The sequence below is a fragment of the Acidovorax sp. LjRoot117 genome (assembly GCF_964252695.1).
In the GTDB taxonomy this organism is placed as follows: Bacteria; Pseudomonadota; Gammaproteobacteria; order Burkholderiales; family Burkholderiaceae_C; genus Acidovorax.
The window spans coordinates 56,213-80,048 of record NZ_CAXUPO020000016.1; the positions used below are offsets into that span (position 1 = coordinate 56,213).

Genomic DNA, 23,836 nt, shown 5'->3' on the forward strand with positions numbered 1-23,836 from the left:
CGGAGCGCTTCTTACTTGGCCGGGATCACCGTGGTGGTGACCGATTCACGCAGCACGCCACCGCCGGACACGGAGCCGCTCACCGACGACGACTGGGTGCGGCGCACGCACTCGGCCTGCTCGGCCGCCGTCTGGAAGGCTTCGCAGCGCTGGGTGGTGTTCTCCGAAGCGGCCGGGCCGGGGTTGCTCAGCTGGCCCTTGCGCGATGCGTCCAGCGCGTTGTTGGCTTCACGCAGGCAGGTCGCCAGCGAATCCTGGGTGTTGTTCGTCATGCACTTTTCGCGCTCTTGCTCGTAGCGGGCACGGGCGTCGCCCGAAGGGGCGGGGGCCTGTGCCATGGCCGTGGCGGAAGCCGCCAGCAGGACAGCGGTGAGGGCGGGGGTGATGAAAGCGAAGCGGGGCATGAGAAGGTCTCCTTGCGCGGTTGTGACAGGGCGCACCAGGGTGCAGTGCAATCCTGCAGCGTAGGGCGCGTGCCTTAGCACCGCTGTCGGACGGCACGCCCCGCCGCCGTGCGCGCAGGTGCCTTCTCTGCCACCGTGGCGGGTGTGCGAAACCGGCCTCAGCCCAGGCGCTGGAAGGTCAATGTGAACGCCACGCCGTCCTCCGTATTGCGCGCATTGACGGTGCCGCCCATCTTGGCCATGTAGGTCTTGGCCACGAACAGGCCCTGGCCCCGGTGCTCCGAGCCGCCCGGCGGTACGGGCAGGCGGGGGTCGGACACGCCCAACTCGAAAATGCGCCCGAGCAAGTCCTCTTCGATGGTGGAGCCCTGGTTGTGCAGCGTGGCGCTGGCCGTGGACTCGGACGCCTTGAGCGTGAGCGTGATCGCGGTGCCCGCCGGGCGGTAGCGGTCTGCGTTGCCCAGGATGTGGGTCACCACGTCCTCCAGCGCGAACTCATCGGCGCGCACGACCACCGGGCCCGTGCCGCCCTGGTAGACCACGTTGCCGATGCCAGCGAAATGCGCGTTGTCGGCCACGTGGCGCAAGAAGGCGTCCAGGTCCAGCCGGCCCTGCGGCAGGTCGGCGGCCTGCAGCGCCTCGGCCGGCGATGCCGTGCCGTACAGCACGTGCACGGCCTGTTGCATGCGCTGCACGTAGCGATGCCCCGGGTCGCCAGGCCCGCCGTGCAGCACCATGAGCGACTGCAGCGGCGACATGATCTCGTGGCCCACGGCGTGCCACATGTCGCGCTCCTGCTGGGCGCGCAGCTGTTCGCGCTGGATGTCGTCCTTCACGCGCTGCAGCAGGTCGGCCAGGCCGCCAGCCAGAATGCCCAGCTCGTCCGAACCGCGCAGGTCCGACACATCCAGGTCGCCCAGGCGCGGGCCGATGTGGCCGTCCTGCACGTTGTACGAGACGGCGGCCGCGCGCCGCGTCAGCGCGGTCACGCGCCGCAGCAGGCCGACTTCCACCGCCAGCCAGGCCAGCGCGATGGCCGCCAGCATGGCCCCCAGGTACCACGACATGCGCGTGGCCACGACCGCCAGGCCCTGCTCCACGCCACGCAGGTTGCCGGTGAAGGTGACGGCGTAGTTGCCCAGCGGTGTGTCGAGAATGTCGAGCCCTGCGGGCACCTCCTGCACCTTGGCTTCGCCCGGGCCCTGCAGGTCCAGCGGCAGCCAGCTGATCAGGCGGATCAGCCACGGCGCCGTCGGCCCCGCTTCGACTTCGGTGCCGCGCAGCGTGAGGGCGTCCTGCTCGCTGCTGCCCAGCTTGCGGATCTGCACCTTCTCGCCCGGCAGCAGCGAGCGGGCCACGTCGGCCAGCGACGCGGCGGGCTGCGCGCCGGGCGTGTTGCTGTCGAACAGCGCAGGCGTGCGGGTGGGGCCGCTGCCGGCATCGGCAGCAGGGCCGAGCATCTCGACCCGCACGCGCATGCTGCCCAGGTCCTCGGGCGGCCAGACCAGCGGTTGCTTGCCGAACAGCGCCTCGCGAAACAGCTCCACGGGCAGGCGGATCGAATAGAACGTGCGGCGCAGGCAGCCGGGCGCGGTGCCCGCCGGGTCGCGGCACGCATTGCTTTGCCACAGCCAGCCGCGGAAGTCGCGCACCGGGCGCGCGCGCACGTCGAGCGTCTCTTCGCCCACGTCCGCAAAGCCGGTCAGCCGGCCGCGGGTCTGGATGCTGCCTTGCGGGGGCAGCGCCTCGAACGGCGCCACCCAGCGCGACGTGGTGCCGCGCATGTCCAGCGTCACCCGGGCGCGGTGCACGGCGGCCAGGTCCAGCGCGCCGCGTTCGCGCGGCACCAGCTCGCCCGCATAGAAGCTGCCCACGAGGTAGATGAAGCCGCCCGCATAGGGGTTGTTGCCGATGGCCGCGCAGGCCGAGGCGCCGTCCGGGTACTGCACCGCGCAGCCCGCCATCTCCACCGCCTGCTGGGCCTTGTTCTGGTCGTCGAAGTCGATGGCCGCATAGGGCAGCAGCAGCGGCGCCAGTGGCGTGGCGCCCTGGCCCTGGATGTGTGCGTTCAGCAGCGCCAACTGGCCGGACGGATGGCGCAGGCGTGCCATCACTTCGGACTGGCTGCGCTTGAAGCCGTTCTGGTAGCTCTGCCAGGCGCGCTCCTTTTCCTCCTTGAGCAGCACCACGCTGAGCGCCACCGTGGCCGCTGCCAGCAGCAGGAACACGCTGCGCACGAGGATGCGCAGGCGAAACGCCGGCAGGCCCAGGCGGGGCATCTCGAGCCGCGGCATCTCCAGCGCCGGGCGCCGCAGCAGGCGCTTCATTGCCAGCTCCCCCCATCAAAGGCACTTGGCACGGCAGATGGCGAATGAACAGGGCGTGGCCTGGACCAGGGTCGCCGCGCAAGGGCCGCCAAGCTGCCCGGGCGGCGCTTAGCTTGCGGGCGCTGGCGACGTCCCCCTTCCCGAATGGCGCAGCCAGTCGAGAGAAGGGGGAAGCGGCGAAGCCGCTCAGGGGGATGCTTCACTGCCTTACCCAACGGAAGCCGCGCATGGGGACGTTCTCGATGCCTTCGAACGACGGATCGACCTCGCGCAGCGCCTCGCGGATGGTGCTCACATGCTTGCGCACGTTGTCGCGGTTGCGGCCGCTCTTGACCACATCGAACAGCTCGTCGTACGACACGACCTCGCCGCTGCGCTGGTGCAGCGTGGCCAGGATGCGCTGGGCGGTCAGCGGCAGGTTGATGCGCTCGCCGCGCCAGGTGGGGGTGCGCTGCCACAGCGGGTCGAGCACCAGCGCGTCGCCTGGCGCCGCAGCGGGCGCGGCCTGGGCGGGGGCGGTCTGCGTGGTGCGCAGGATGTCGAGAAAGGTCTCGATGAAGTCGGCCTCTTCGAAGGTCGTCTTCTGCAGGTAGTCCCACGCGTCCAGCGCTTTCATGATGCTGCGGTAGATGGCCGCGGGCATGGCCGACACCACCAGCACGGGCGTGCCCTGGCCGAGCTTGTTGATCGCGTTGATGAGCGCCACGCCCGCATGGCGCTCGCGCCCCAGTTCGATGTCCAGCACCACAGCGTCGTAGTGCTCGCGCGCCAAGGCGGCTTCGGCGTCGTCGCGGGTGAACCACTGGTCGATCACGATGCCGCTCTTCGCACTGGCAATCCAGCCGGCCAGCTGGTTGCTGGTGGGCAGGTCGTCTTCGATCACGGCGATGCGTGCCATGCGTGCGTTGAGGGTCATGAAAGCGCTTTGCAGTGGTGGTGGCCGGATTATCCCGGCGCGCCAGCGGGGCCGGTGTGAGTTTTTCTTCCGGGGCCGGAGCAATTGCTCGGCCGGCGGGCGGACTCTGGGCTGTGGTGCGCGTTGTTGCTTCCGGGTGTTCTCCGAAGAATCACCTACCAATGAACAGCCCGCAGGTTGTTCAGGCCAAGACAACAAATTCAACCCGTCCGAGAGAGAGAAACACCATGAAATTCACCTGGAACCGCATCGTCCAAGCCTTGCGCGGCCGCTCCGCCGCCACGCCCTCCGCCGCCGCTGACGCAGCCCTGGACGCTCAGTTCGACAGCACGGTGGGGGCCGCAGCGGCCAATCCCTGGGCCGCCGAAGACCGCCGCCCCCTCCGCTGGGCCTATTTGCTGCCCACGGCACGCACCGTGCGTTGGCTGGCCCTGGGTGCAGTGGTGGTCGCTGCGGGCGTGGCGGTGGTGCGCAACCCGCCGGTGCGCCATCTGGACCAGGGCGAGCTGGGCCTGCGCACGAACCAGTTCACCGGCTCGGTCACCCAGTGGCGCGACGGTGGCGTGTGGGTCCTGCCCGGCGTGCACAGCGTGCGGGTGCTCTCCCTGCGCGACCAGAGCTACCGCCCTGAAGCCATGCGCCAGGCCACCGGCAGCGCGCCCCTGCAGTCGGTGGAAGGCCTGTCGTTCGGCCTGGATCTGAGCGTGCGCTACGCGCTGGACCCGGCCTCCAACGCCGTGAAGTCCGGCAACCTGCCCGACGATGTGGATGGCGACGTCGTGGCCCCGGCGGTGCAGGGCCTGGTCTACAAGGTGTTCGCCCGCTACACGGTGCGGGAGATCTTCTCGTCCAAGCGTGCCGAGATCGCACAGATCATCGAGACCGAGCTGCGCACCCGCCTTGCGGCCGATGGCGTGGTGCTGCGCAGCGTGCAGATCGGCAAGGTCGACCTGCCCGCCGAATACCGCCGCGGCATGGACAGCCTGCTGGCCGAAGAGCTGGCCTCCGAGAAGATGCGCTATACGCTGGAGCTCAAGGACAAGCGCGTGAAGGAAACCGAGCTCGACGCATCGGCAGACAAGGTCCGCCGCGAAGTGGCCGCCGAAGCCGCAGCGCGCGAACAGGTGATCGCCGCGCGCGCCCAGGAAGAAGCCATGAAGCACGTGCTGCCCTTCAAGCAGCGCCAGATCGAGCAGCGCCAGCTGGAAGCCGAAGCCGAGCGCGTGGCCCGTGTGAAGGCCGCCGAAGGCAACGCCCAGGCCCGCCGCATCGAGGCCAACGGCGAGGCCGACGCCCGCCAGAAGCTGGCCGAAGCCGAGGCCTACCGCATGGACCGCATCGGCAAGGTGAACGCCGAGCAGATGGCCCGCGAAGGCGCTCTGGTCACGCGCCACCCGCTGCTCATCCAGAAGACGCTGGCCGACAAGCTCTCGGACAAGATCCAGGTCATCATCGCGCCGCCGCCCGCGAATGGCGACTTCATCGGAGCAGCGCTGCTGGGCGGCAACCGCAATGCCCAGGCCGCCGCAGCCCAGGCTGCTGCAGGCTCCGGCGCCGACGACGCATCCGCCACCCCCGCCACGGAGCAATGAACATGTTGCGCACTCTCTTCACGCTCATCACGGCCATCGCTTCGGCGGCTACCACGGTGGCCACCGCTGCCACCGCCAGCGTGCCCACCGGCGCAGCGGCCAGCGCATCCAGCAGCGCACCTGCCAGCGACTTCGGCAGTGCCATCGTGGTGCAGGACCAGGCCAGCCTGCGTGCCGCGCCGCGCGACTCGGCCCAGCAGCAGACGCTGCTGTGGCAGGGCGAGGTGCTGGAAGTGCGTGGCGAGCGCATGGACTACCTGCAGGTGTGGGACCACAAGCGCGAGCGCGGCGGGTTCATCCGGGCCAGCGACGTGCGCCGGATCTCGCTGACCGAGGCCGACGGCCCCGCGCTGCTGTCGGTGCTGCGCTTCGTGCGGGACACGCCCGGCTCCGAAGCGCTGGGCATCGGCCTGACCGCCGCCTACCTGCAGGCAGCGCCTGCGGCAGCGCTGTCGGGCGAGCGCGGTGCGCAGGCCCTGGATGCCCTGGGCACGTTCGCCGACCGGCTGGCGCGCAGGGCATCGCTGGCACCGTCGAGCACGGCGGCAGGCAAGGCCAACGGCGCCACGCTGTCCGCACATCTCGATGTAGCCAACGGCTACGGCGTGCGGTTCACCACCTACGAGGTCGAAGGCCGCATGCAGATCTGCTACGACGGCGAGGCCTTCCGCCGCGTGCTGGCCATGCCCTCGGCCGACGCCGACCAGCGTGCGCGTGCGGCGCTGGCGCTCACGCGGCCCGAATGCACCAACCCCGACCTGCCCGCCCACGAACGCGCCAAGCTGCAGGACTGGCAGGCCCAGTTGCTGGAAAAAGTCGACGTGGCCGGCCTGCCCAGCTACCTGCGCAACCGGGTGCAGATGCGCCGGACGGGGCTGTGGAGCGCCGTGGCCTTCCAGCAGGCGCGCAAGGACGGCGGCCCCGCCGCGGGCGCTGCTGCATCGCGGGCCCTGGCGGAGTTTGCGGGCGTGAGCCGCAACGATCTGCCCGACGAAGACCAGGTTGCGTACAACGACGCCGCCATGCGCGTGAGCGCGGTGCGCTGGGCGCTGGTACCCGCCGCCGCACCGGTGGCCGATGCCAAGCGGCCCGCCGTGGTGGTGCAGCCGGGTGCGCCTGGCGAGAGCTGCGTGCTGCTGGTGGATGCGCAGCGCGGCGCCAAAGACCCGCTGGTGCGCCGCTGCACCTACGGCGTGGTGTGGGCGGCGTCCGCCACCGTCAACCGCGAAGGCACTGCCGTGGCCCTGGCCGTACAACCGCTCGAAGGCTGGCGCGAACTGTGGGTGATGCGCAAGGCGGGCGATGCCTGGGTGGTGGACGTGCTGCCCCCTGCAGCCACATCGCCTGAAACCGGCTATGCCGAATTCGCCGGCTGGGTCCCCGGCGGACAGCAGATGCTGGTGGCCCGCGAGGCGCGCGGCCAGGGCCGCTACCGCAAGAGCTTCGAGGTGGTCCGCATCGACGGCCTGGCCACCGAACGGGTGACGGGTGACGTCGCATCGCTGCCCTTGTTCCAGCGCTGGCAGGACGCGGGCTGGAAGCGCCAGACGCTGAGCCTGCGTTGAACGCAACGCTCCCCTGCTGGTGCTCAGCGGGGGAGCGGGCGTTTCTACAGCCGGCTGTAGCAGGCCGACGCCGGCAGGGTGTCGAGCGCTGCGGCCACACGGGCCAGGGTCGGCAGGATGGACGGGTTTTCATCCCCCAGCAGGCACAGCGTGTTCTCGCCGCGCTTGGCCCAGATGGCCTGGCTGGTCAGGCCCGTGATCTGCCGGAACGTGCCCCAGTTGGCCGCCACGCTGGCGTTGGACTCGGAGCGAGAGAACGCCACCTGGCCCAGCGACGTGCCGCCCAGCACCGTGCCGGCACCCGAACACTGGCTGTTGCCAAAGAGCCGCAAGCCCTGCACGTGCGAGAGGGTGGTGCCGTTGACCTGCACGGGGCGCAGGTAGTTGCGGGCCCACTGGCCGCCGCCCGCGGCCACGCAGCTGTTTTGCTGCCACTCGCCCAGCAGGCCGGCGATCCCCGCGGTGATGACCGGGCCCGTGTCGCCACCGCCCGTGCCGGCCGCGCAGTTCACCTGCACATCGGCGACGGGCGCCGTGGCGGTGCCGCTGCCGTTGGCCACCTTGCAGTTTTGCCCGGCCGGTTGTGTGGCGACCTCGACCCGGTAGCCGGTGGACGGCTGGGCGAACTGGAAAGCACCGTTGGCGTTGATGCGCAAGGCATCGCCGCCGTTGTTGTTGAGCACCAGCTCGGTGTTGGCGGCCAGCCCGGTCACCGTGCCGCCGATGGCATGGGGCGCCGCGCCGCCGGTATCGTCGTCGCCCCCTCCACCGCAAGCGGTGAGCAGGGCGGCGATGCAGGCGACCACGGTCAGGCGTGGCATGAAAAGAAAGGTGGCAGGTGCAGTGCGCAAAGTGAAACTCCCCAATGAATGGCTTCACGCACAGCGCATGAAGTGGGGCGATTGCAGCGCACAGGCCCTGCGGCTTGAACTGGCTGTTCTTACAGGCCGACCAGCCCCTGCATGAGCGCCTTGACGATGGCGTGCTGCCGGCTGTGGCAGCCCAGCTTGGCCATCGCATTGCTGAGGTGAAAGTTCACCGTGCGCTCGGCGATGTTCAGCACCAGTCCGATCTCCCACGACGTCTTGCCCGCAGCCGCCCATTGCAGGCATTCGCATTCGCGCCGCGTGAGAACCGGCTCCTGCTCGGCGTTCGCACGCAACATGCGCAGCACCGCCTCGTGCGCATGCGCCGCCAGTGCAGGTATCAAGGGCGCCGTGTGCAGCACCAGGTCCTGGGCCTCGGCCACGGGCACATGGCGCAAGCTCAGGCACAGCAGGCTGAAGCGTCCGTCCATGCTGTGCGTGGGCGCGTAGATGCCCGCGCGCACGCCGAAGTCGTGGGCCTCCTGCATCATCTGCGCGGCGCGGGGGTGGTCGTACAGGTCGGCGCTGCTCCAGCGCTGCGGGGTGGTGTGGCGCGCGCAGTGGTGCACCCGCGGGTCGACCTTGTAGTAGTTCTTCTTCAGGTAGTGACTGTGCCACTTGTCGGAGATCACCGAGGTCGAGTCGACATGCAGCCCGCCCTGGCGCGAGTAGCTTTGAAGGCCCTGCACGATGCTGTCGTAACCCAGTGCCTGGCCGACGCTCGACAGCAACAGCGTGAGCTCCTGCGGCGTGCGCACGCTGTGGAATTGCTCCAGGGAGTGAAGGTAGCGGGGCAGCGTGAGCATGGCCGGTGTTCTATCCAATCGCAACGAAGCACGCACCTGGCAGATCTGACAGGGCGCATCCGAATCGTAGTCTTTCTGGCGGTGAGCGGGGCGCCATCCTGGGCAGTGGCCGCCAGCGCAAGGCGTCGCCGTGTGTGCTGTCTGCGCCTCGGCGCGTTCCACCCATGCAGAGCCCCAGTACCGCAGATCCTGCTGCCCCGAGCCTGCCATGCGGCGCTGGCGCATCCAGTCCAGATGGCGGCCTACACACCCCGACCGCTGTCCGCCTACGCGCTGGTGCCCGGCGGTCGGCGAGCCTACGGGCAACCAAAACGGAATGGTCCGGTTTGAAACTGGCTGTTCAGCCGTCGTCCATGCAAAGCCTTCAATACCAATGCTTTTCGAGCCAGTTGCTGGTCTGCGATAGCTTTCGGGCGTTGACTTCGTGCCAGAAGTCCTGCCCCCGCGCCGTCTCGGCCGCCAAAGCGCAGCAAGTGCTGTCGGGCTCCACAGCCGCACCTGCAGAGGCTGCGTCTGTTTCGGCCGGCGACGCCAAGCCGGTGATTCCCCTGCACGGGTAGCAAAGCCGGCGGCTCAGTCCGCATGGGGTGTCCGAGGGCGGCGCCCCGTTACCATCCAAGGCATTTTTCACTTCATCGTGCTGCCTTGAACTTCCTTCCCCTGAACCAGAAACAACTGGACGCCGCCATCGTCGATCTGGACGGCACCATGGTCGACACCATGGGTGATTTTGCCGAGGCCATCAACCGCATGCTGCGCGATCTGGACCTGCCGTCCATCGAGGCTGCGCGCATCGAGCCCATGGTGGGCAAGGGCTCGGAGAACCTGCTGCGTTCGGTGCTTCAGCACGTCCTTGCGCAGGATGACAACGCGCTGGCTGCTATCAAAATCGATGCGCTGTACCCCGCTGCGTGGGATAGCTACCAGCGGCACTACCTCGCCATCAATGGCCAGTACTCGGCAGTCTACGCGGGCGTGGTGGGTGGTCTGCAGGCGTTGCGCGCCGCCGGTCTGCGCCTGGCCTGCCTGACCAACAAGCCCACGGACTTCGCCGTGCCGCTGCTCCAGGCCAAGGGGCTCGACGGCTTCTTCGACCATGTGTTCGGCGGCGATGCGTTCGAGCGCAAGAAGCCCGACCCCTTGCCGCTGCTCAAGACCTGCGAGGCCCTCGGTACCGTACCGGCGCGCACGCTGATGGTGGGCGACTCCAGCAACGACGCGCAGGCCGCACGCGCGGCGGGCTGCCCCGTGGTGCTGGTGACCTACGGCTACAACCATGGCCAGCCGGTGCGTGGCGTGGATGCCGACGGTTTTGTGGATTCCCTGGCCGCGCTGCGCTAGCGTCTTTCGATCCTCAATGCCCGCGCCCGGTGATCGATCCGGGCTGCTGGGCCAGCCAGCGTCACGCCGGGAGTTGCCTCGGCGCAGCGCCGCTGCGGTAGCCCAGGCGGGCGCCGCCCGAAGGTGTCGAGGGGTCTGCAGTGGCCGACCGCGTGGGCGCACCCGAAGTGCCCGGAGTGCCCGAAGCACCCGGCGCCAGGCGGAACACCGCCACCGCATCCACCAGCAGCCCTGCCTGCGTCTTGAGGCTGTCGGCCGCTGCCGCGCTTTGCTCCACCAGCGCCGCGTTCTGCTGCGTGGTCTGGTCCATCTGCGTGATGGCTTCCCCCACTTGGGACACGCCCTGGCTCTGCTCGCCGCTGGCCGCGCTGATCTCGCCCATGATGTCGGTCACGCGGCGGATGGCGCTGACCACCTCGGTCATGGTGGCGCCGGCCTTGTCCACCAGCACGGTGCCGCGCTCCACGCGTTCCACGCTGGTGCTGATCAAGGCCTTGATCTCCTTGGCGGCCTCGGCGCTGCGGCCGGCCAGGCTGCGCACTTCGCTGGCCACCACCGCAAAGCCCCGGCCCTGCTCGCCGGCCCGGGCGGCTTCCACCGCAGCGTTCAGCGCGAGGATGTTGGTCTGGAACGCGATGCTGTCGATCACGCTGATGATGTCGGCGATCTTCTTGCTGCTGTCGTTGATGCCCTTCATCGTGTCCACGACTTCGGCGACGACGTCGCCGCCCTGCACGGCCACGGTCGACGCGGTCATGGCCAGCTGGTTGGCCTGGCGCGCGTTGTCCGCGTTCTGGCTGACGGTGGAGCCCAGCTCTTCCATCGACGCGGCGGTCTGCTGCAGGGCCGACGCCTGCTGCTCGGTGCGCGCCGACAAATCGTTGTTGCCCGAGGCAATCTCCGCGCTGGCCGTGGCCACGCCTTCGGCGCTGTGGCGCACGTTGCCCACGATGGTGGCCAGGCGCGCCTGCATGGTGGCCAGCGCCTGCAGCAGTTGCCCGGTTTCGTCGTTGCGGCCGGTGTCGATGGGGTGGGTCAGGTCGCCGTCGGCGATGTTCTCGGCGGCCCGCTGGCCGCGCTGCACCGGCCGCACGATGGAGCGGGTGACGGTGAAGGCCAGCAGCGCGCCCAGCGCCACGGCCACCAGCGTGCCCACGCCCAGCAGCACCTGGCTGGCCGTGGCCATCGTGCCGGTGTCGGCCTGGCCCTCGGCCAGCTGCGCGGCCATGGCCTTGCGCAGGTCGTCCAGGGTCTTGAGGTACTTGTCCGCCAGCGGCCGCAGGTCCTTGTCCACGAGGGCCGGCACATTGGGCTCGCCGCCGCGGTGCAGTTCGCGGATCTCGGTCAGCTTGTCGTTGTAGGCCGTGCGGGCCGTGGCGATGGCCGCCAGCAGCGTGCGTGCCTGCTCGCCCTGCGCCAGCGCCTCGATGCGCTGCACCTTGGTGTCCATGCCCTTGGCGGTGGCCGTGGTGTCGGCCGTGAGCTTGTCCATGTAGTCGCGGTCGATGGCCTTGAGGAAGGCTTCGGTGCGCACCCAGTTCAGCCGGATGTCGGCCGCCCAGTCTTCCACCAGCAGTTGCTGTTCGATCTCCTGCGTGGCCACGCGCTCGCTCGCGCGGTGCAGGCTGCCGATGCGCCACATGCCCATGGCGGCGATGAGCGCGGTGATGAGCAGGATGGCGGCGAACGAGGCGCCCAGCCGCAGGCCGACGGAGAGGTTGCTGAATTTCATGGTGGTGTCCGGCGCAGAAGAGGTCGTCGTGAAAGGCGGGAGGTCGTTGCGTTGCAGACAGCTCGTTCCGGCGCGCGGGTAGCGGGGAGGAGGCTGCGGCCCGCCGCGCTGCAGGGGATGTGCAGTAGCGGGTCGGTGTAGGTCAGTACGGGGCCGTGGGTGGTGCGGCGCTGTAAAAAAACCCTGCATGAAGGTTACGCGCCGGCAGTGCCGGCATCTGTCGGCCGCGCGACAAGAAGTGGCCTCATCGCGTGGGGGTTTGCCCGGGGCTTGACCCGGACCCTCTGGCGCGCGGTCAGCCCGCGGGCTTGCCCAGCATGGCGTCCTTGAGCTTCCAGTCCGCGGGCGCATTGCCCAGCCAGATGCCCATCAGCGCGTTGAAGAATTCGGGCTCCTTGAAAGGCTCGCCCTGCGGCTCGCCCTTGACGGTGATCACGGTGCCGGTGCCCGGAATCCAGTCGATCATGAACTGGTCGCCCGCGCGCAGCTTCTTGTGCTCCGAGAAGATCTGGCTCATGCGCAGCACACCCGGGATGAGCTTGGAGAACGCGGCCTTGTCCATGTTGTCCTCCATGCCGCGCGAGAACAGCTTGCCCAGCTCGGTGGAGTCGATCTCGCGCAGCATGGTGATGCTCACGCGCTTGGGACCCTTGAGGGCTGCGACTTCCTGCGGCGACTGCGCCTTCTTCTCCAGGTACAGGCCCGCGGTGTACACCTTGAACACGGCCTTGTAGCGCACGCCTGCGCCATTGAGCTGCAGCGTGCTGCCACTCACGGTCGCGGTCTCCGCGTACTTCACGTCGGCCACGGTCACGGGCTGGGCCATCGCGCTGGCCGCCAGTACCCAGGCAGCCAATGTCACCGCGCAACGCTTGCAGAACTTCATGCGCAACTCCTAAAAAAGAACGGTCGTTCGTTTCAAATTGTTGCTGTGCTCGGCTTTTGCCGCAACAGGGTTTTCGATTGGTTGCGGCGTTGTAGGGAGGCCCGTCGAAAATGGATCGGCAAAAAACCTTTGCTACACTTTGGCCCATGTTCATTCACCACGTGTTCATCACAGGTTGCAGCGACCGGGGAGCCTGGCCCTGGCGTCCGCCTGTCTGCCTGAACGCCTGATGGCACCTGGGCTCTTGCCCCAGCGTGCACCCGTGGCCCTCGCCCTGCAGCCTGCAGCGGCAGGCCGACCGAATGGACCGTAGCGCCCCGTTGACCTATCTGCTTGCTGACAAAGCCGGACACGCGCTGCGAAATGCTGGGAGCTCTCCCCGTGATCACAGAACTTGAATTCAAAAGCCTGGCCGGCGAAGGCTACAACCGCATTCCGCTCATGGCCGAAGCCTTTGCGGACCTCGAAACCCCTCTCTCCCTGTACCTGAAGCTCGCGCACAGCAAGGACGGCGGCAAGCACAGCTTCCTGCTCGAATCCGTGGTGGGCGGCGAGCGCTTCGGGCGCTACAGCTTCATCGGCCTGCCGGCGCGCACGCTGCTGCGCGCCAGCGGCTTCGGCGCCAATGCCAAGACCGAGGTCGTGACCGACGGACAGGTGGTGGAGTCCGCCGCGGGCAACCCGCTCGACTTCATCGAGGCCTACCAAAAGCGCTTCAAGGTGGCCCTGCGCCCCGGCCTGCCGCGCTTTTGCGGCGGCCTGGCCGGCTACTTCGGCTACGACGCGGTGCGCTACATCGAAAAGAAGCTCGAAGACACCTGCCCGCCCGACACGCTGGGCTGCCCCGACATCCTGCTGCTGCAGTGCGAGGAACTGGCCGTCATCGACAACCTGTCGGGCAAGCTCTACCTCATCGTCTACGCCGACCCGGCCCAGCCGGAGGCGTATTCCAAGGCCAAGAAGCGCCTGCGCGACCTCAAGGAGCAGCTCAAGTATTCGGTGAGTGCTCCCATCGTCAAGCCCACCGAAAGCCACCCCGCGCAGCGCGACTTCTCCAAGGCCGACTACCTCGCCGCCGTGGACCGCGCCAAGGAGCTGATCGCCGCGGGCGACTTCATGCAGGTGCAAGTCGGCCAACGCATCCACAAGCGCTACACCGAAAGCCCGCTCTCCCTGTACCGCGCGCTGCGTTCGCTGAACCCGTCGCCGTACATGTACTTCTACGACTTCGGCGACTTCCATGTGGTGGGCGCCAGCCCCGAGATCCTGGTGCGCCAGGAGAACACGCCCGACGGCCAGAAGGTCACCATCCGCCCGCTGGCCGGCACCCGGCCCCGCGGTGCCACGCTGGAGAAGGACAAGGCCGCCGAGGTCGAGCTCATCAACGACCCCAAGGAGCGCGCCGAGCATGTGATGCTGATCGACCTGGCGCGCAACGACATCGGCCGCATCGCCAAGACCGGCACCGTGAAAGTCACCGAGGCTTTTGCCATCGAGCGCTACAGCCATGTGATGCACATCGTGAGCAACGTGGAAGGCATCCTCAACGACGGCATGACGGCCATCGACGTGCTCAAGGCCACCTTCCCGGCCGGCACGCTCACCGGCGCGCCCAAGGTGCATGCGATGGAACTCATCGACCAGCTCGAGCCCACCAAGCGCGGCCTGTACGGCGGCGCCTGCGGCTACCTGAGCTACGCGGGCGACATGGACGTGGCCATCGCGATCCGCACCGGCATCATCAAGAACGGCACGCTCTACGTGCAGGCGGCGGCCGGCGTGGTGGCCGACTCGGTGCCCGAGCTGGAATGGAAGGAAACCGAGCACAAGGCCCGCGCCCTGCTGCGCGCGGCAGAACTCGTCGAGGAGGGGCTGGAATGAGCAACGCGACCCATACCGCCGACGCAGGCACCGGCGTCACGGCGCAGGCCATCGGCAAGGTGCAGCACTGCACCACCATGGCCGAGGTGCGTGCGCGCATCGACGCGCTCGACGACGTGCTCGTGCCCTTGCTCGTGGAGCGCAGCGGCTACATGACGCAGGCTGCGCGCATCAAGCAAAGCGACGCCCAGGTGCGCGACGTGGCCCGCATCGAGGCCATCGTGCGCCGCGTGTGCGCCGCGGCCCAGGCCGAAGGCGGCCAACCCGACCTGATCGAAGCCATCTACCGCGGCATCATGGAAGCCTCCATTGCCTACGAACACCGCGAGTTCGCGCGCCTGCGCGCCGGGCACGCCAGCGACGCGGCCGCACCACAGACCGCAGGGAGCGCAGCATGAAACTCTTGATGGTCGACAACTACGACAGCTTCACCTACAACATCGTGCAGTACTTCGGCGAACTGGGTGCCGAGGTCGAAGTGTTCCGCAACGACGAGATCACCCTCGAAGGCATCGCGCAGCGCGCCCCCGACCGCCTGGTGATCTCCCCCGGCCCGTGCTCGCCCGCCGAGGCCGGCATCTCGGTGGCGGCGATCCAGCACTTCGCGGGCAAGCTGCCCATCCTGGGCGTGTGCCTGGGCCACCAGAGCATCGGCGCCGCGTTCGGCGGCACCATCGTCCGTGCGCAAGAGCTGATGCACGGCAAGACCAGCGTCATCACCACCACGCAGCAGGGCGTGTTCGCGGGCCTGCCCGAAAAATTCACGGTCAACCGCTACCACTCGCTGGCCATCGAGCGCGCCGCGTGCCCCGACGTGCTGCAGGTCACCGCCTGGACGGATGACGGCGAGATCATGGGCGTGCGCCACAAGGAGCTGGCCATAGAGGGCGTGCAGTTCCATCCTGAAAGCATCCTCACCGAACACGGCCACGCGATGCTGAAGAACTTTCTGGAGCAGCGCGCATGACGGCCCCGGCCGATGCTGCGGCAGCGTCGGGCTCGTTCGCCCAACTGTTCCAGTACAAGCGCTGGGCCAACCAGGAGTTGCTCGCGCTGGGCGAGGCGTCGCAGGCGGCATTGCCCGAAGACGACCACCGGCTCTTCGTGCGCATCCTGAACCACACCTACGTGGTGGACCGCATCTTCGCGAGCCACCTGCAGGGCCTGCCGCAGACCGGCTACGCGGCGACCAACACCGACGAGACGCCCGCACTGCCCGCCCTGCGCGACGCCGTGCGCGCGTCGGACGACTGGTACCTGCAATACGCCGGCGGCCTCGGCGCGGACCAACTGGCCGAGCCCGTGCAGTTCCGCTTCACCGACGGCGACACCGGCACCATGACGCGGGCCGAGATCCTGAACCACGTCGTGGTGCACGGCACCTACCACCGGGGCGCGGCCGGCCGCATCCTGGCGGGGCATGCGGTGCCGCTGCCGCGCGACTCGCTCACCACCTTCCTGCACCGCCTGCAACCGGAACGACGCTGGTCGTAACACCATGCCCGACAGCCACCAACTGCTCATGTTCATCGCGGCCGGCTGGCTGCTGAACCTCACGCCCGGCCCGGACGTGCTGTACATCGTCTCCAACGCCCTCAAGTCCGGCACCCGCGCGGGCATCGTCGCCGGCCTGGGCATCACCGCCGGGTGCTTCGTGCACATCTTTGCGGCCGCCGTGGGCGTGGGCGCGCTGCTGGCCACCTCGGCCACGGCGTTCACCGTGCTCAAGTGGGTGGGCGCGGCCTACCTGATGTGGATGGGTGTGCGCATGCTGCTGTCCAAAACGTCGGGCGATGGCGGCAGCGCAGCGGCCATCGCGGCGGCGCAGGCGGGGGCATCGTCCGGTGCTGCTGCCACGCCGCTGTCCAAGATTTTCATGGGCGGCTTCTGGACCAACGTGCTCAACCCCAAGGTCGCGATCTTCTTCCTGGCGTTCGTGCCGCAGTTCATCGCTCCGGGCACCGAGAACAAGGCGCTGGCCTTCGTGCTGCTGGGCGTGCTGTTCAATGTGAACGCGATTCCCGTCAACACGGGCTGGGCGCTGGCTGCGGGCTGGATGGCGCGCCGCATGGGCGCGGTGCAGCGCGGCATGCACTGGCTGGACCGCATCGCAGGCGCGATGTTCATCGGCTTTGGCCTCAAGCTCGCCTTCACCGACCACCCCACACCATGAAGCACCCCCTGAGTCGCTTCGCGTCATCCCCATCTCTTGCGGGAGGAGGACGCACCCGGTGGACCGGCAAAGCCGGATCCACGGGTGCACTCGCCCTGGCAGCGCCCGTACCGTGGAATGCGCCGGCTGCCACGCGCCATTGAAGAATCAACGCAGACAGGATCTATCACCATGTCCATCACTCCCCAGGAAGCGCTGCAGCGCACCATCGAGCACCGCGAAATCTTCCATGACGAGATGCTGCACCTGATGCGCATGATCATGAGCGGCGAGCTCTCGCCCGTCATGACGGCAGCCATCGTCACCGGCCTGCGCGTGAAGAAGGAAACCATCGGCGAGATCACGGCCGCCGCGCAGGTCATGCGCGAGTTCTCCACCAAGGTCCACGTGCCGGACAGCAAGCATCTGGTGGACATCGTGGGCACGGGAGGTGACGGCGCCAACACCTTCAACATCTCCACGTGCTCCATGTTCGTGGCCGCAGCGGCGGGCGCCAAGGTCAGCAAGCACGGCGGGCGTGGCGTCTCCAGCAAGAGCGGCAGTGCCGACGTGATGGAGGCGCTGGGCATCCACATCAACCTCAAGCCCGAGCAGATCGCGCACTGCATAGCAGAGGTCGGCATCGGCTTCATGTTCGCGCCCAACCACCACCCGGCCATGAAGAACGTGGCCCCGGTGCGCAAGGAGCTGGGCGTGCGCACCATCTTCAACATCCTGGGCCCGCTGACCAACCCGGCCGGCGCGCCCAACATCCTGATGGGCGTGTTCCACCCCGACCTCGTGGGCATCCAGGTGCGCGCGCTGCAGCGCCTGGGCGCCGAACACGCCATGGTGGTCTACGGCCGCGACGGCATGGACGAAGTCAGCCTGGGCGCGGCCACCCTGGTGGGCGAGCTGAAGAACGGCCAGATCACCGAGTACGAAATCCACCCCGAGGACTTCGGCATGTCGATGTCCAGCAACCGCGCCTTGAAGGTCGAATCCCCCGAGCAGTCGCGCGAGATGCTGATCGGCGTGCTCAAGGGCGAACCCGGCGCCGCGCAGGACATCGTCTGCCTGAACGCGGGCGTGGCGCTGTATGCGGCCAACGTGGTCGACTCGGTGCCCGCAGGTCTGGCCAAAGCGCGGGCCGCGGTCGCCTCCGGCGCAGCGCTGGCCAAACTTGAGCAGATGGTCACGCGCACGCATGCGCTGGCTGCATGAAGATCAACCCCCTGAGCGGCAGTGCCGCTTCCCCCTTCTCCTGCGCAAAGGGGCGCGACACCCGCAGCCTGACAAAGCCAGCGCTGCGGTGTCCTCCGCTTCGGGCCGCGCGGGCGTTGCGCTCGCGCCATGTTTCAACGTTCAATCGCAACCCCGGCGGGGTTGAAAAGGCAGGTTTCCCATGAGCGACATCCTCAACAAGATCGTGGCCGTCAAGCACGAAGAAGTGGCCGCTGCCAAGAAGCGCACACCCCTCGACGCCATCCGCGCCGATGCCGAGAGCCGTGTGCTCACGCGCGACTTCGAAGGCGCGCTGCGCGCCAAGATCGCCAAGGGCCAGGCGGCGGTGATCGCCGAGGTCAAGAAAGCCAGCCCCAGCAAGGGCGTGCTGCGCGCCGACTTCATCCCCGCCGACATCGCGCAGAGCTATGCCGACGGCGACGGCAAGGTGAGCGCGGCCTGCCTGTCGGTGCTGACGGACAAGCAGTTCTTCCAGGGCAGCGTGGACTACTTGAAGCAGGCGCGCGCCAGCTGCCAGCTGCCCGTGCTGCGCAAGGACTTCATGGTCGATGCGTACCAGATCTATGAGTCGCGGGCGATGGGGGCGGACGCCATCTTGCTGATCGCGGCCAGCCTGGACGACGCCCAGATGGCCGACTTCGAGGCCATTGCGCGCAGCCTGGACATGGCGGTGCTGGTGGAGGTGCACGACGGCGCCGAGCTGGAGCGCGCGCTCAAGCTCAAGACGCCGCTCGTGGGCATCAACAACCGCAACCTGCGCACCTTCGAGGTCACGCTGGACACCACCCTGGGCCTGCTCAAGGATGTGCCCGCGGACCGGCTGCTGGTCACCGAGTCGGGCATCCTGAAGCCCGACGACGTGAAGCGCATGCGCGATGCTGGCGTGCACGCGTTTCTGGTGGGCGAGGCGTTCATGCGCGCGCCGGAGCCGGGCGAAGCGCTGGCAAAACTGTTCGCCTGATTGCCCGGTTACTCCTAAATCTATAGCTGGTTGCGCTTGTCCACCAAGCGATAAAGGCATTTTTGACCATGAATGACGCCGCTGCTAACCCCACCCAGCTGCAAAGCGCCGACCCGGCCGACTGGCCGGTGGCCCCAGGCTGGCAGCCCCTGGTCGATGCCTTCTTCGCCGGGGCGCGGGGGCAGTCGCTGCGCGCGTTCCTGCAGTCGCGGCTCGATGCCGGCGCGGTGATCTTCCCGCCGCGCCCGCTGCGCGCGCTGGAGCTCACACCGCCCGACGAGGTGCGCGTGGTCATCCTGGGCCAGGACCCGTACCACGGCCGCGGACAGGCCGAGGGGCTGGCGTTCTCGGTGGCGCCGGGCGTGCGCCTGCCGCCCTCGCTGCAGAACATCTTCAAGGAAATGCAGCGCGACCTGGGCGTGGCCTTCCCGCCGTTCCCGCAGCCCGGCGGCAGCCTGGTGAAGTGGGCAAAAAACGGCGTGCTGCTGCTCAACACCGGCCTCACGGTGGAAGAGGGCCAGCCCGCCAGCCATGCCGGCAAAGGCTGGGAGGCCCTGACCGACGCGGTCATCCGCCACGTGGCCGAGGGCGAGCGGCCGGTGGTGTTCATGCTCTGGGGCTCGCACGCGCAATCCAAGCGCGCCCTGATCCCCCAGGACCGCGGGCACCTGCTGCTCATGTCCAACCACCCCTCGCCGCTGTCCGCCCTGCGCCCGCCCGTGCCCTTCATCGGCAATGGGCACTTCGGCCAGGCGCGGGACTTCCGGGCGCAGCACGGCTATTGAGGGGCCGGGCAGCGCACCGCCCTCAAAGGCCCCGCGCGCGGGTTTGTGCGGGCGACTCGCCGTAGCGCTCGCGATAGAACGCCGAGAAACTGCTGGCCGTGGCAAAACCGCAGCCCAGCGCAATCTGCGCGATGCTTTGCGCGCTGCCCTGCAGCAGCAGCCTGCGGGCATGGTCCAGCCGCTGGTCGCGCAGCCACTGCATCGGCGACTGGCCGAAGCGGCTCTGAAACGCGTACTGCAGGGCCCTGACCGACAGGCCCCCCAGCTCGGCCAGCCCGCCGATGGTGAACCGGGCCCCCGGGTCGGCCAGCATGGCATCGCACACCCTGTCGATGGCGCGCCGCTCCCGCAGGCTGCCCGCGCGCGGCAGCGGGGGGGCGTCGGTCAGCCAGTCGGGCCTGAACAGCAGGACCAGCTGGCGGTACACGAAGTCCTGGAACCCGAGCTGGTGCAGAAGGTGGATGTGGTCCGCGTGCAGGTTGATGGTGGCGCCGATGTGGCGTGCCAGCGCCTCCAGGGACGGCCCGGTCGCCGCGGTGAGAAAGCGCGCGTGGCCGCAGTCCAGGTCCACCGGGTGGTCGGGCTCCAGCCCCCGCAGCGCCCGCGCCGCCGCGTGCAGCGCCTGCGGATCGATCTGCATCATGAGCACGTTCTGGTCCTGGCCGACAGCCTCCTGCGGGCCGGAGCCCACCGGCACGAAGAGGCACCGGGTGCCGTTCAACTCCAGCGTGCGGTTCTGGATGCGCAGCCGGTTGTTCCCTTGCAGCTGGAAGGCGACGGACGTGCGCGTGTTGTCGGACACGGACACCCGCAGCGATGTGAACGACGCAGCCATCACCGACATGCCGGGCAGCAGGATGGACGCGGTCCGCCCCGCAAAGCTCCCGTCGCGCGGCTTGGCATCGCAGTCCTGCAGCCGGGGCCACAGCGGCAGCACGGCGGCTCCGAATGCGGCCGGGGCGGAGAACGTCACGCAACGGTCGTCGCCGAAGAGCAAGGGGGTGGTACTGGCGTGTGAGGCAGGGAGCAATACCGCTGAATGCAAGAGGGTCGGTGCGTGAAGAGGCAGTGCCTGGGGTGTCAGGCCCGGTCCTCGGGCTTCGCAGTGTACCGCCGAGCTGCGCAGCCAACAGCGCCCAACGCACACGCATGATCACACTTTTGCGTTAAACGCGCAGGCAATTGCGCGAATCGTGTATACGCACGGGTAATCCCTTGCGGACAATCCCGCAAGGCCGGGGGCACCGGCAGCCCCCGCGCAGCGCGCAGAGCACCCCCGCTGCGCTGCCATCAACCCGGAAAAGGAAACGTCGTCGTGCAATGGTTCAAGAAACTCACGGTGGGAAGCAAGCTGATCGGAGGCTTCCTCACTGTCGCGGCCATCGGCGCGCTGATCGGTGTCAACGGCATCCAGAAGTCTTCGCAGATCAATGACCTCGCCCAGCTGATGTACGAGCGCGAGATCGCCGGCATGCTGCACGCCACCGAAGCCAACATCAGCCTCATCGCCGCGGGCCGGTCCATGCGCAGTGCGGTGCTGTCGGCCACCGAGCAGGAGCGCGCAAGGCACCTGCAGTCCGTCACGCGCCGCCTGACGCTCGCGCAGAGCGAGCTGGAGAGTTCCACCCAGTATTTCGTGAGCGACGCCGGGAAGGCGCTGGCGCGTGATGCCGGCACGGCGCTGCGTGCCTATGCCAGCGGACTGGACCAGGTGGCCGTGCTGCTGCAAGGCGAGGAGCTGAACAGCACCCGCGCCTCCATCGACAAGATGCAGGCAGTTCGCCCCCTGGCGGACCAGGCCGACGATCTGCTGGGCCAGCTGGTCGAGCGCAAGCGCGGCGACGCGAAGGCGTTGAACCAGGAAACCGATGCGATCTACGGCCACATCCGCGTGCTGCTGATCACGCTGACGGCCGGTGGCGTGCTGGTGGGCTTGTTCGTGGGCATCGCCCTGACCCGCAGCCTCACGCGGTCCCTCGGGGGGGAGCCGGCGGACGTCGCGCAGGCCGCCAACGCGATTGCCGCCGGCAATCTGTCGCTGCCGATCGATACCTCGCGCGCCGGTGCCGGCAGCGTGGTGGCGGCGATGCACGGCATGCAGCGCTCCCTGCGCGAGGTGGTCGGAACCGTGCGCGAGGCCAGCGACAGCATCGCCACGGGCGCGAGCCAGATTGCGGTGGGCAACACCGACCTGTCCCAGCGCACCGAAGAGCAGGCCAGCAACCTGGAAGAAACCGCCGCGTCGATGGAAGAGCTGACCAGCACGGTGCAAAGCAGCGCCGACGCGTCGCGCCAGGCGGCCGACCTGGCGCGCACCGCCAGCGCTGCGGCCCAGGACGGCGGCCGGGTGGTGGGGCAGGTCGTGACCACGATGCAGGAGATCAACGCCTCCTCCCAGCGCATCTCCGACATCATCGGCGTCATCGATGGCATCGCGTTCCAGACCAACATCCTCGCGCTCAACGCCGCGGTGGAAGCGGCCCGGGCCGGCGAGCAGGGGCGCGGCTTCGCCGTGGTGGCGGGCGAAGTGCGCAGCCTGGCGCAAAAGAGCGCGCTGGCGGCCAAGGAGATCAAGGGCCTGATCCACGACAGCGTGGGCCGGGTGGAGAAAGGCAGCCAGCTGGTCAACGATGCCGGCCAGGTGATGGGCACGCTGGTCACCCAGGTGCGCAGCGTGGCCGACCTGATCGGCGAGATCACCTCGGCGACGCAGGAGCAGACCGCGGGCATCGGCCAGATCAACGAAGCGGTGATCCAGCTGGACACCGTGACGCAGCAGAACGCCGCCCTGGTGGAAGAAGCCGCCGCGGCCGCGGACAGCCTGAACCACCAGGCACAGCAACTGGTGCAGGCCGTCGCCGTCTTCGACCTGGGCGATGGCGCGCCACGCGCCGCCGCCACGTCAGGGCACACGGTGCCTGCGGCGCCGCTGCGCACGGCTGCGGCCCTGCCGCGCACGCAGCAGCGCGAGGCCTCGCAGCCCGCAGTGGCAGCCGGCAATGGGCGGGTCGCGCTGGCGGCAGACGCCTGGAAGCAGTTCTGATGGAGCTGGAGGGCTCGGTGGCGCGCGTGCCGGCCGGGTGCCGCTGCGCACCGCGGGCATGGAGACGGAAAGCGGCCCCATGCTGAAAAGGATTTCCGTGGAGCAGGCCGCGCCTGGCATGTTCGTTCACGCACTGGATGCGCCCTGGGTCTCCCATCCGTTCTGGTGCAGCCGGTTCACCCTGTACAGCTCAGACGACGTGCGGTCCCTGCGCCAGAGCGGCGTCGCGCATTGCTGGATCGATGTGTCGCGGGGCGCGGATGTCGCCGCCGGTGCTGCGCCGGGGGCTGAACTGCCCAGCACCCCCGCACAGCCCGGCCCGGTCGCCGTGCCGGTGGACAGGCCGCGCGCCGCACGGCCGGCCGGGGCCCCGGCCGGCGCCGACCCCCGGCGCGCCGAACGGTTGGCGGCGCAGGCGCGCGATGCGGTCCGGGCGCTGTTCGTGCAGGCCCGCGCAGGGCAGGCGATCTGCCTAGACCACAGCCTGGCCATCGTGGACGAACTGGCGGCCCTGGTGGCCAGCCAGCCGGGCGCCCTGGTCGGCCTGGCGCGGTTGAAGAGCAAGGACGACTACACGTTCGCCCATTCCGTGGCCGTGTGCACGCTGATGATCGCCCTGGCCCGGCAGATCGGCATGGGGCCGGACCAGGTGAGGGAGGCCGGCATGTGCGGCCTGCTGCACGACGTGGGCAAGCTGCTGGTGCCCCGGCACATCCTGGACAAGCCGGGCAAGCTCACGCCTGAAGAATTCGGTGTGATGCAAAGGCATCCCCAGCAGGGCGTCGACATCCTGCGGCGCGGCGGCCATGTGCCGGACACGGTGATCGACGTCTGCCTGCACCACCACGAGAAGCTCGACGGCAGCGGCTACCCGCACGGCCTTGCCCAGGGGCAGATCAGTCTGCTGGCACGCATGGCGGCCGTTTGCGACGTGTACGACGCGGTCACCTCCGAGCGGGCCTACAAGAACGCCTGGGACCCGGCGATGGCCCTGGCCCGGATGGCGCAGTGGGAGGGGCACTTCGACCCCTCGGTGCTGCATGCCTTCGTGCGGGTCGTGGGCATCTATCCGGTGGGCTCGCTCGTGCGCCTGGCGTCCGACCGCCTGGCCGTCGTGGTCGAGCACAACCCGGGCGCGCTGACCGCCCCCAAGGTGAAGGTGTTCTTTTCGCTGCGCTCCCGGCTGCACACCGAGCAGCGGGTGGTGGACCTGTCCCGGCCTGGCGAGGCGGACCACATCGTGGCGCGGGAAGACCCGCACGCCAGCGGGTTCCCGCGGCTGGCGCATCTGTGGCAGCCGCACTGACGCGGCGGCGCGCCGGGCGCCCGGCGGA

Annotated in this window: 21 protein-coding genes; 13 read left to right on the top strand and 8 right to left on the bottom strand. The window is 68.9% G+C overall.

Annotated features, from left to right (window positions below):
• Positions 1 to 11: 11 nt before the first annotated feature.
• The 3 genes from ACSQ3D_RS25690 to ACSQ3D_RS25700 all read right to left on the bottom strand — a co-directional run bounded on the left by ACSQ3D_RS25690 (position 12) and on the right by ACSQ3D_RS25700 (position 3,629).
• A complete protein-coding gene (locus ACSQ3D_RS25690; RefSeq protein WP_056420454.1) occupies positions 12 to 404 on the bottom strand; it encodes a hypothetical protein in 393 nt (130 codons plus the stop codon).
• A 158-nt stretch (positions 405 to 562) separates the two neighbouring features.
• Positions 563 to 2,731 carry a sensor histidine kinase gene (locus tag ACSQ3D_RS25695; protein ID WP_436128719.1) on the bottom strand — a complete coding sequence of 723 codons (2,169 nt, stop codon included), beginning with the start codon at positions 2,729 to 2,731 and terminating at the stop codon, positions 563 to 565.
• A 199-nt stretch (positions 2,732 to 2,930) separates the two neighbouring features.
• Positions 2,931 to 3,629 (bottom strand): response regulator transcription factor, encoded by a 699-nt coding sequence (locus tag ACSQ3D_RS25700; RefSeq protein WP_056420647.1) that lies wholly within the window; start codon positions 3,627 to 3,629, stop codon positions 2,931 to 2,933.
• 245 nt (positions 3,630 to 3,874) lie between these two features.
• On the opposite strand from ACSQ3D_RS25700, the gene ACSQ3D_RS25705 reads away from it, so the two are divergent.
• Both ACSQ3D_RS25705 and ACSQ3D_RS25710 read left to right on the top strand, forming a co-directional pair.
• Positions 3,875 to 5,239 (top strand): SPFH domain-containing protein, encoded by a 1,365-nt coding sequence (locus ACSQ3D_RS25705; protein WP_436128720.1) that lies wholly within the window; start codon positions 3,875 to 3,877, stop codon positions 5,237 to 5,239.
• A 2-nt stretch (positions 5,240 to 5,241) separates the two neighbouring features.
• Positions 5,242 to 6,804, top strand: a complete 1,563-nt coding sequence (locus ACSQ3D_RS25710) for a hypothetical protein (protein ID WP_436128721.1) — start codon at positions 5,242 to 5,244, stop codon at positions 6,802 to 6,804.
• A gap of 44 nt (positions 6,805 to 6,848) precedes the next feature.
• Here ACSQ3D_RS25710 and ACSQ3D_RS25715 read toward each other — a convergent pair whose 3' ends face one another.
• Positions 6,849 to 7,625 (bottom strand): hypothetical protein, encoded by a 777-nt coding sequence (locus ACSQ3D_RS25715; protein WP_056420445.1) that lies wholly within the window; start codon positions 7,623 to 7,625, stop codon positions 6,849 to 6,851.
• 119 nt (positions 7,626 to 7,744) lie between these two features.
• Positions 7,745 to 8,476, bottom strand: a complete 732-nt coding sequence (locus tag ACSQ3D_RS25720) for a helix-turn-helix transcriptional regulator (protein ID WP_436128722.1) — start codon at positions 8,474 to 8,476, stop codon at positions 7,745 to 7,747.
• 645 nt (positions 8,477 to 9,121) lie between these two features.
• On the opposite strand from ACSQ3D_RS25720, the gene gph reads away from it, so the two are divergent.
• Entirely contained in the window at positions 9,122 to 9,817 is a 696-nt protein-coding gene (gph, locus tag ACSQ3D_RS25725) for a phosphoglycolate phosphatase (RefSeq protein ID WP_436128723.1), read from the top strand.
• A gap of 61 nt (positions 9,818 to 9,878) precedes the next feature.
• On the opposite strand, the gene ACSQ3D_RS25730 is transcribed toward gph, so the two are convergent.
• On the bottom strand, positions 9,879 to 11,549 hold the full coding sequence (locus ACSQ3D_RS25730; RefSeq protein ID WP_436128724.1) for a methyl-accepting chemotaxis protein: 1,671 nt from the start codon (positions 11,547 to 11,549) through the stop codon (positions 9,879 to 9,881).
• 295 nt (positions 11,550 to 11,844) lie between these two features.
• The gene (locus ACSQ3D_RS25735) at positions 11,845 to 12,435 is read right to left on the bottom strand and encodes a chalcone isomerase family protein (protein WP_436128725.1); all 591 of its coding nucleotides are present in this window, start codon (positions 12,433 to 12,435) and stop codon (positions 11,845 to 11,847) included.
• Positions 12,436 to 12,816: 381 nt separating this feature from the next.
• Here ACSQ3D_RS25735 and trpE point away from each other — a divergent pair, with 381 nt between their 5' ends.
• The 8 genes from trpE (at position 12,817) to ACSQ3D_RS25775 (ending at position 19,459) form a co-directional block, all read left to right on the top strand.
• Positions 12,817 to 14,316, top strand: a complete 1,500-nt coding sequence (gene trpE, locus ACSQ3D_RS25740; RefSeq protein ID WP_056420642.1) for an anthranilate synthase component I — start codon at positions 12,817 to 12,819, stop codon at positions 14,314 to 14,316.
• A complete protein-coding gene (locus ACSQ3D_RS25745; RefSeq protein WP_436128726.1) occupies positions 14,313 to 14,714 on the top strand; it encodes a chorismate mutase in 402 nt (133 codons plus the stop codon). Before trpE ends, ACSQ3D_RS25745 begins: the two co-directional genes overlap by 4 nt.
• Positions 14,711 to 15,283, top strand: coding sequence for an aminodeoxychorismate/anthranilate synthase component II (locus ACSQ3D_RS25750; protein WP_436128727.1), 573 nt, complete (start codon positions 14,711 to 14,713; stop codon positions 15,281 to 15,283). Before ACSQ3D_RS25745 ends, ACSQ3D_RS25750 begins: the two co-directional genes overlap by 4 nt.
• A complete protein-coding gene (locus ACSQ3D_RS25755) occupies positions 15,280 to 15,810 on the top strand; it encodes a DinB family protein (RefSeq protein ID WP_436128728.1) in 531 nt (176 codons plus the stop codon). The genes ACSQ3D_RS25750 and ACSQ3D_RS25755 overlap by 4 nt, the downstream gene beginning before the upstream one ends.
• Before the next feature lie 4 nt (positions 15,811 to 15,814).
• A complete protein-coding gene (locus ACSQ3D_RS25760) occupies positions 15,815 to 16,489 on the top strand; it encodes a LysE family translocator (protein ID WP_436128729.1) in 675 nt (224 codons plus the stop codon).
• A gap of 171 nt (positions 16,490 to 16,660) precedes the next feature.
• The gene (gene trpD, locus ACSQ3D_RS25765) at positions 16,661 to 17,692 is read left to right on the top strand and encodes an anthranilate phosphoribosyltransferase (protein WP_436128730.1); all 1,032 of its coding nucleotides are present in this window, start codon (positions 16,661 to 16,663) and stop codon (positions 17,690 to 17,692) included.
• A 181-nt stretch (positions 17,693 to 17,873) separates the two neighbouring features.
• On the top strand, positions 17,874 to 18,674 hold the full coding sequence (gene trpC / locus ACSQ3D_RS25770; protein WP_436128731.1) for an indole-3-glycerol phosphate synthase TrpC: 801 nt from the start codon (positions 17,874 to 17,876) through the stop codon (positions 18,672 to 18,674).
• Positions 18,675 to 18,742: 68 nt separating this feature from the next.
• A complete protein-coding gene (locus tag ACSQ3D_RS25775) occupies positions 18,743 to 19,459 on the top strand; it encodes a uracil-DNA glycosylase (RefSeq protein WP_396504896.1) in 717 nt (238 codons plus the stop codon).
• 22 nt (positions 19,460 to 19,481) lie between these two features.
• Here ACSQ3D_RS25775 and ACSQ3D_RS25780 read toward each other — a convergent pair whose 3' ends face one another.
• Positions 19,482 to 20,432 carry a helix-turn-helix domain-containing protein gene (locus ACSQ3D_RS25780; protein ID WP_396504897.1) on the bottom strand — a complete coding sequence of 317 codons (951 nt, stop codon included), beginning with the start codon at positions 20,430 to 20,432 and terminating at the stop codon, positions 19,482 to 19,484.
• A 342-nt stretch (positions 20,433 to 20,774) separates the two neighbouring features.
• On the opposite strand from ACSQ3D_RS25780, the gene ACSQ3D_RS25785 reads away from it, so the two are divergent.
• Positions 20,775 to 22,502 carry a methyl-accepting chemotaxis protein gene (locus ACSQ3D_RS25785; protein ID WP_436128732.1) on the top strand — a complete coding sequence of 576 codons (1,728 nt, stop codon included), beginning with the start codon at positions 20,775 to 20,777 and terminating at the stop codon, positions 22,500 to 22,502.
• Positions 22,503 to 22,581: 79 nt separating this feature from the next.
• Positions 22,582 to 23,808 carry an HD-GYP domain-containing protein gene (locus ACSQ3D_RS25790; protein ID WP_436128733.1) on the top strand — a complete coding sequence of 409 codons (1,227 nt, stop codon included), beginning with the start codon at positions 22,582 to 22,584 and terminating at the stop codon, positions 23,806 to 23,808.
• The last annotated feature ends 28 nt before the right edge of the window (positions 23,809 to 23,836 follow it).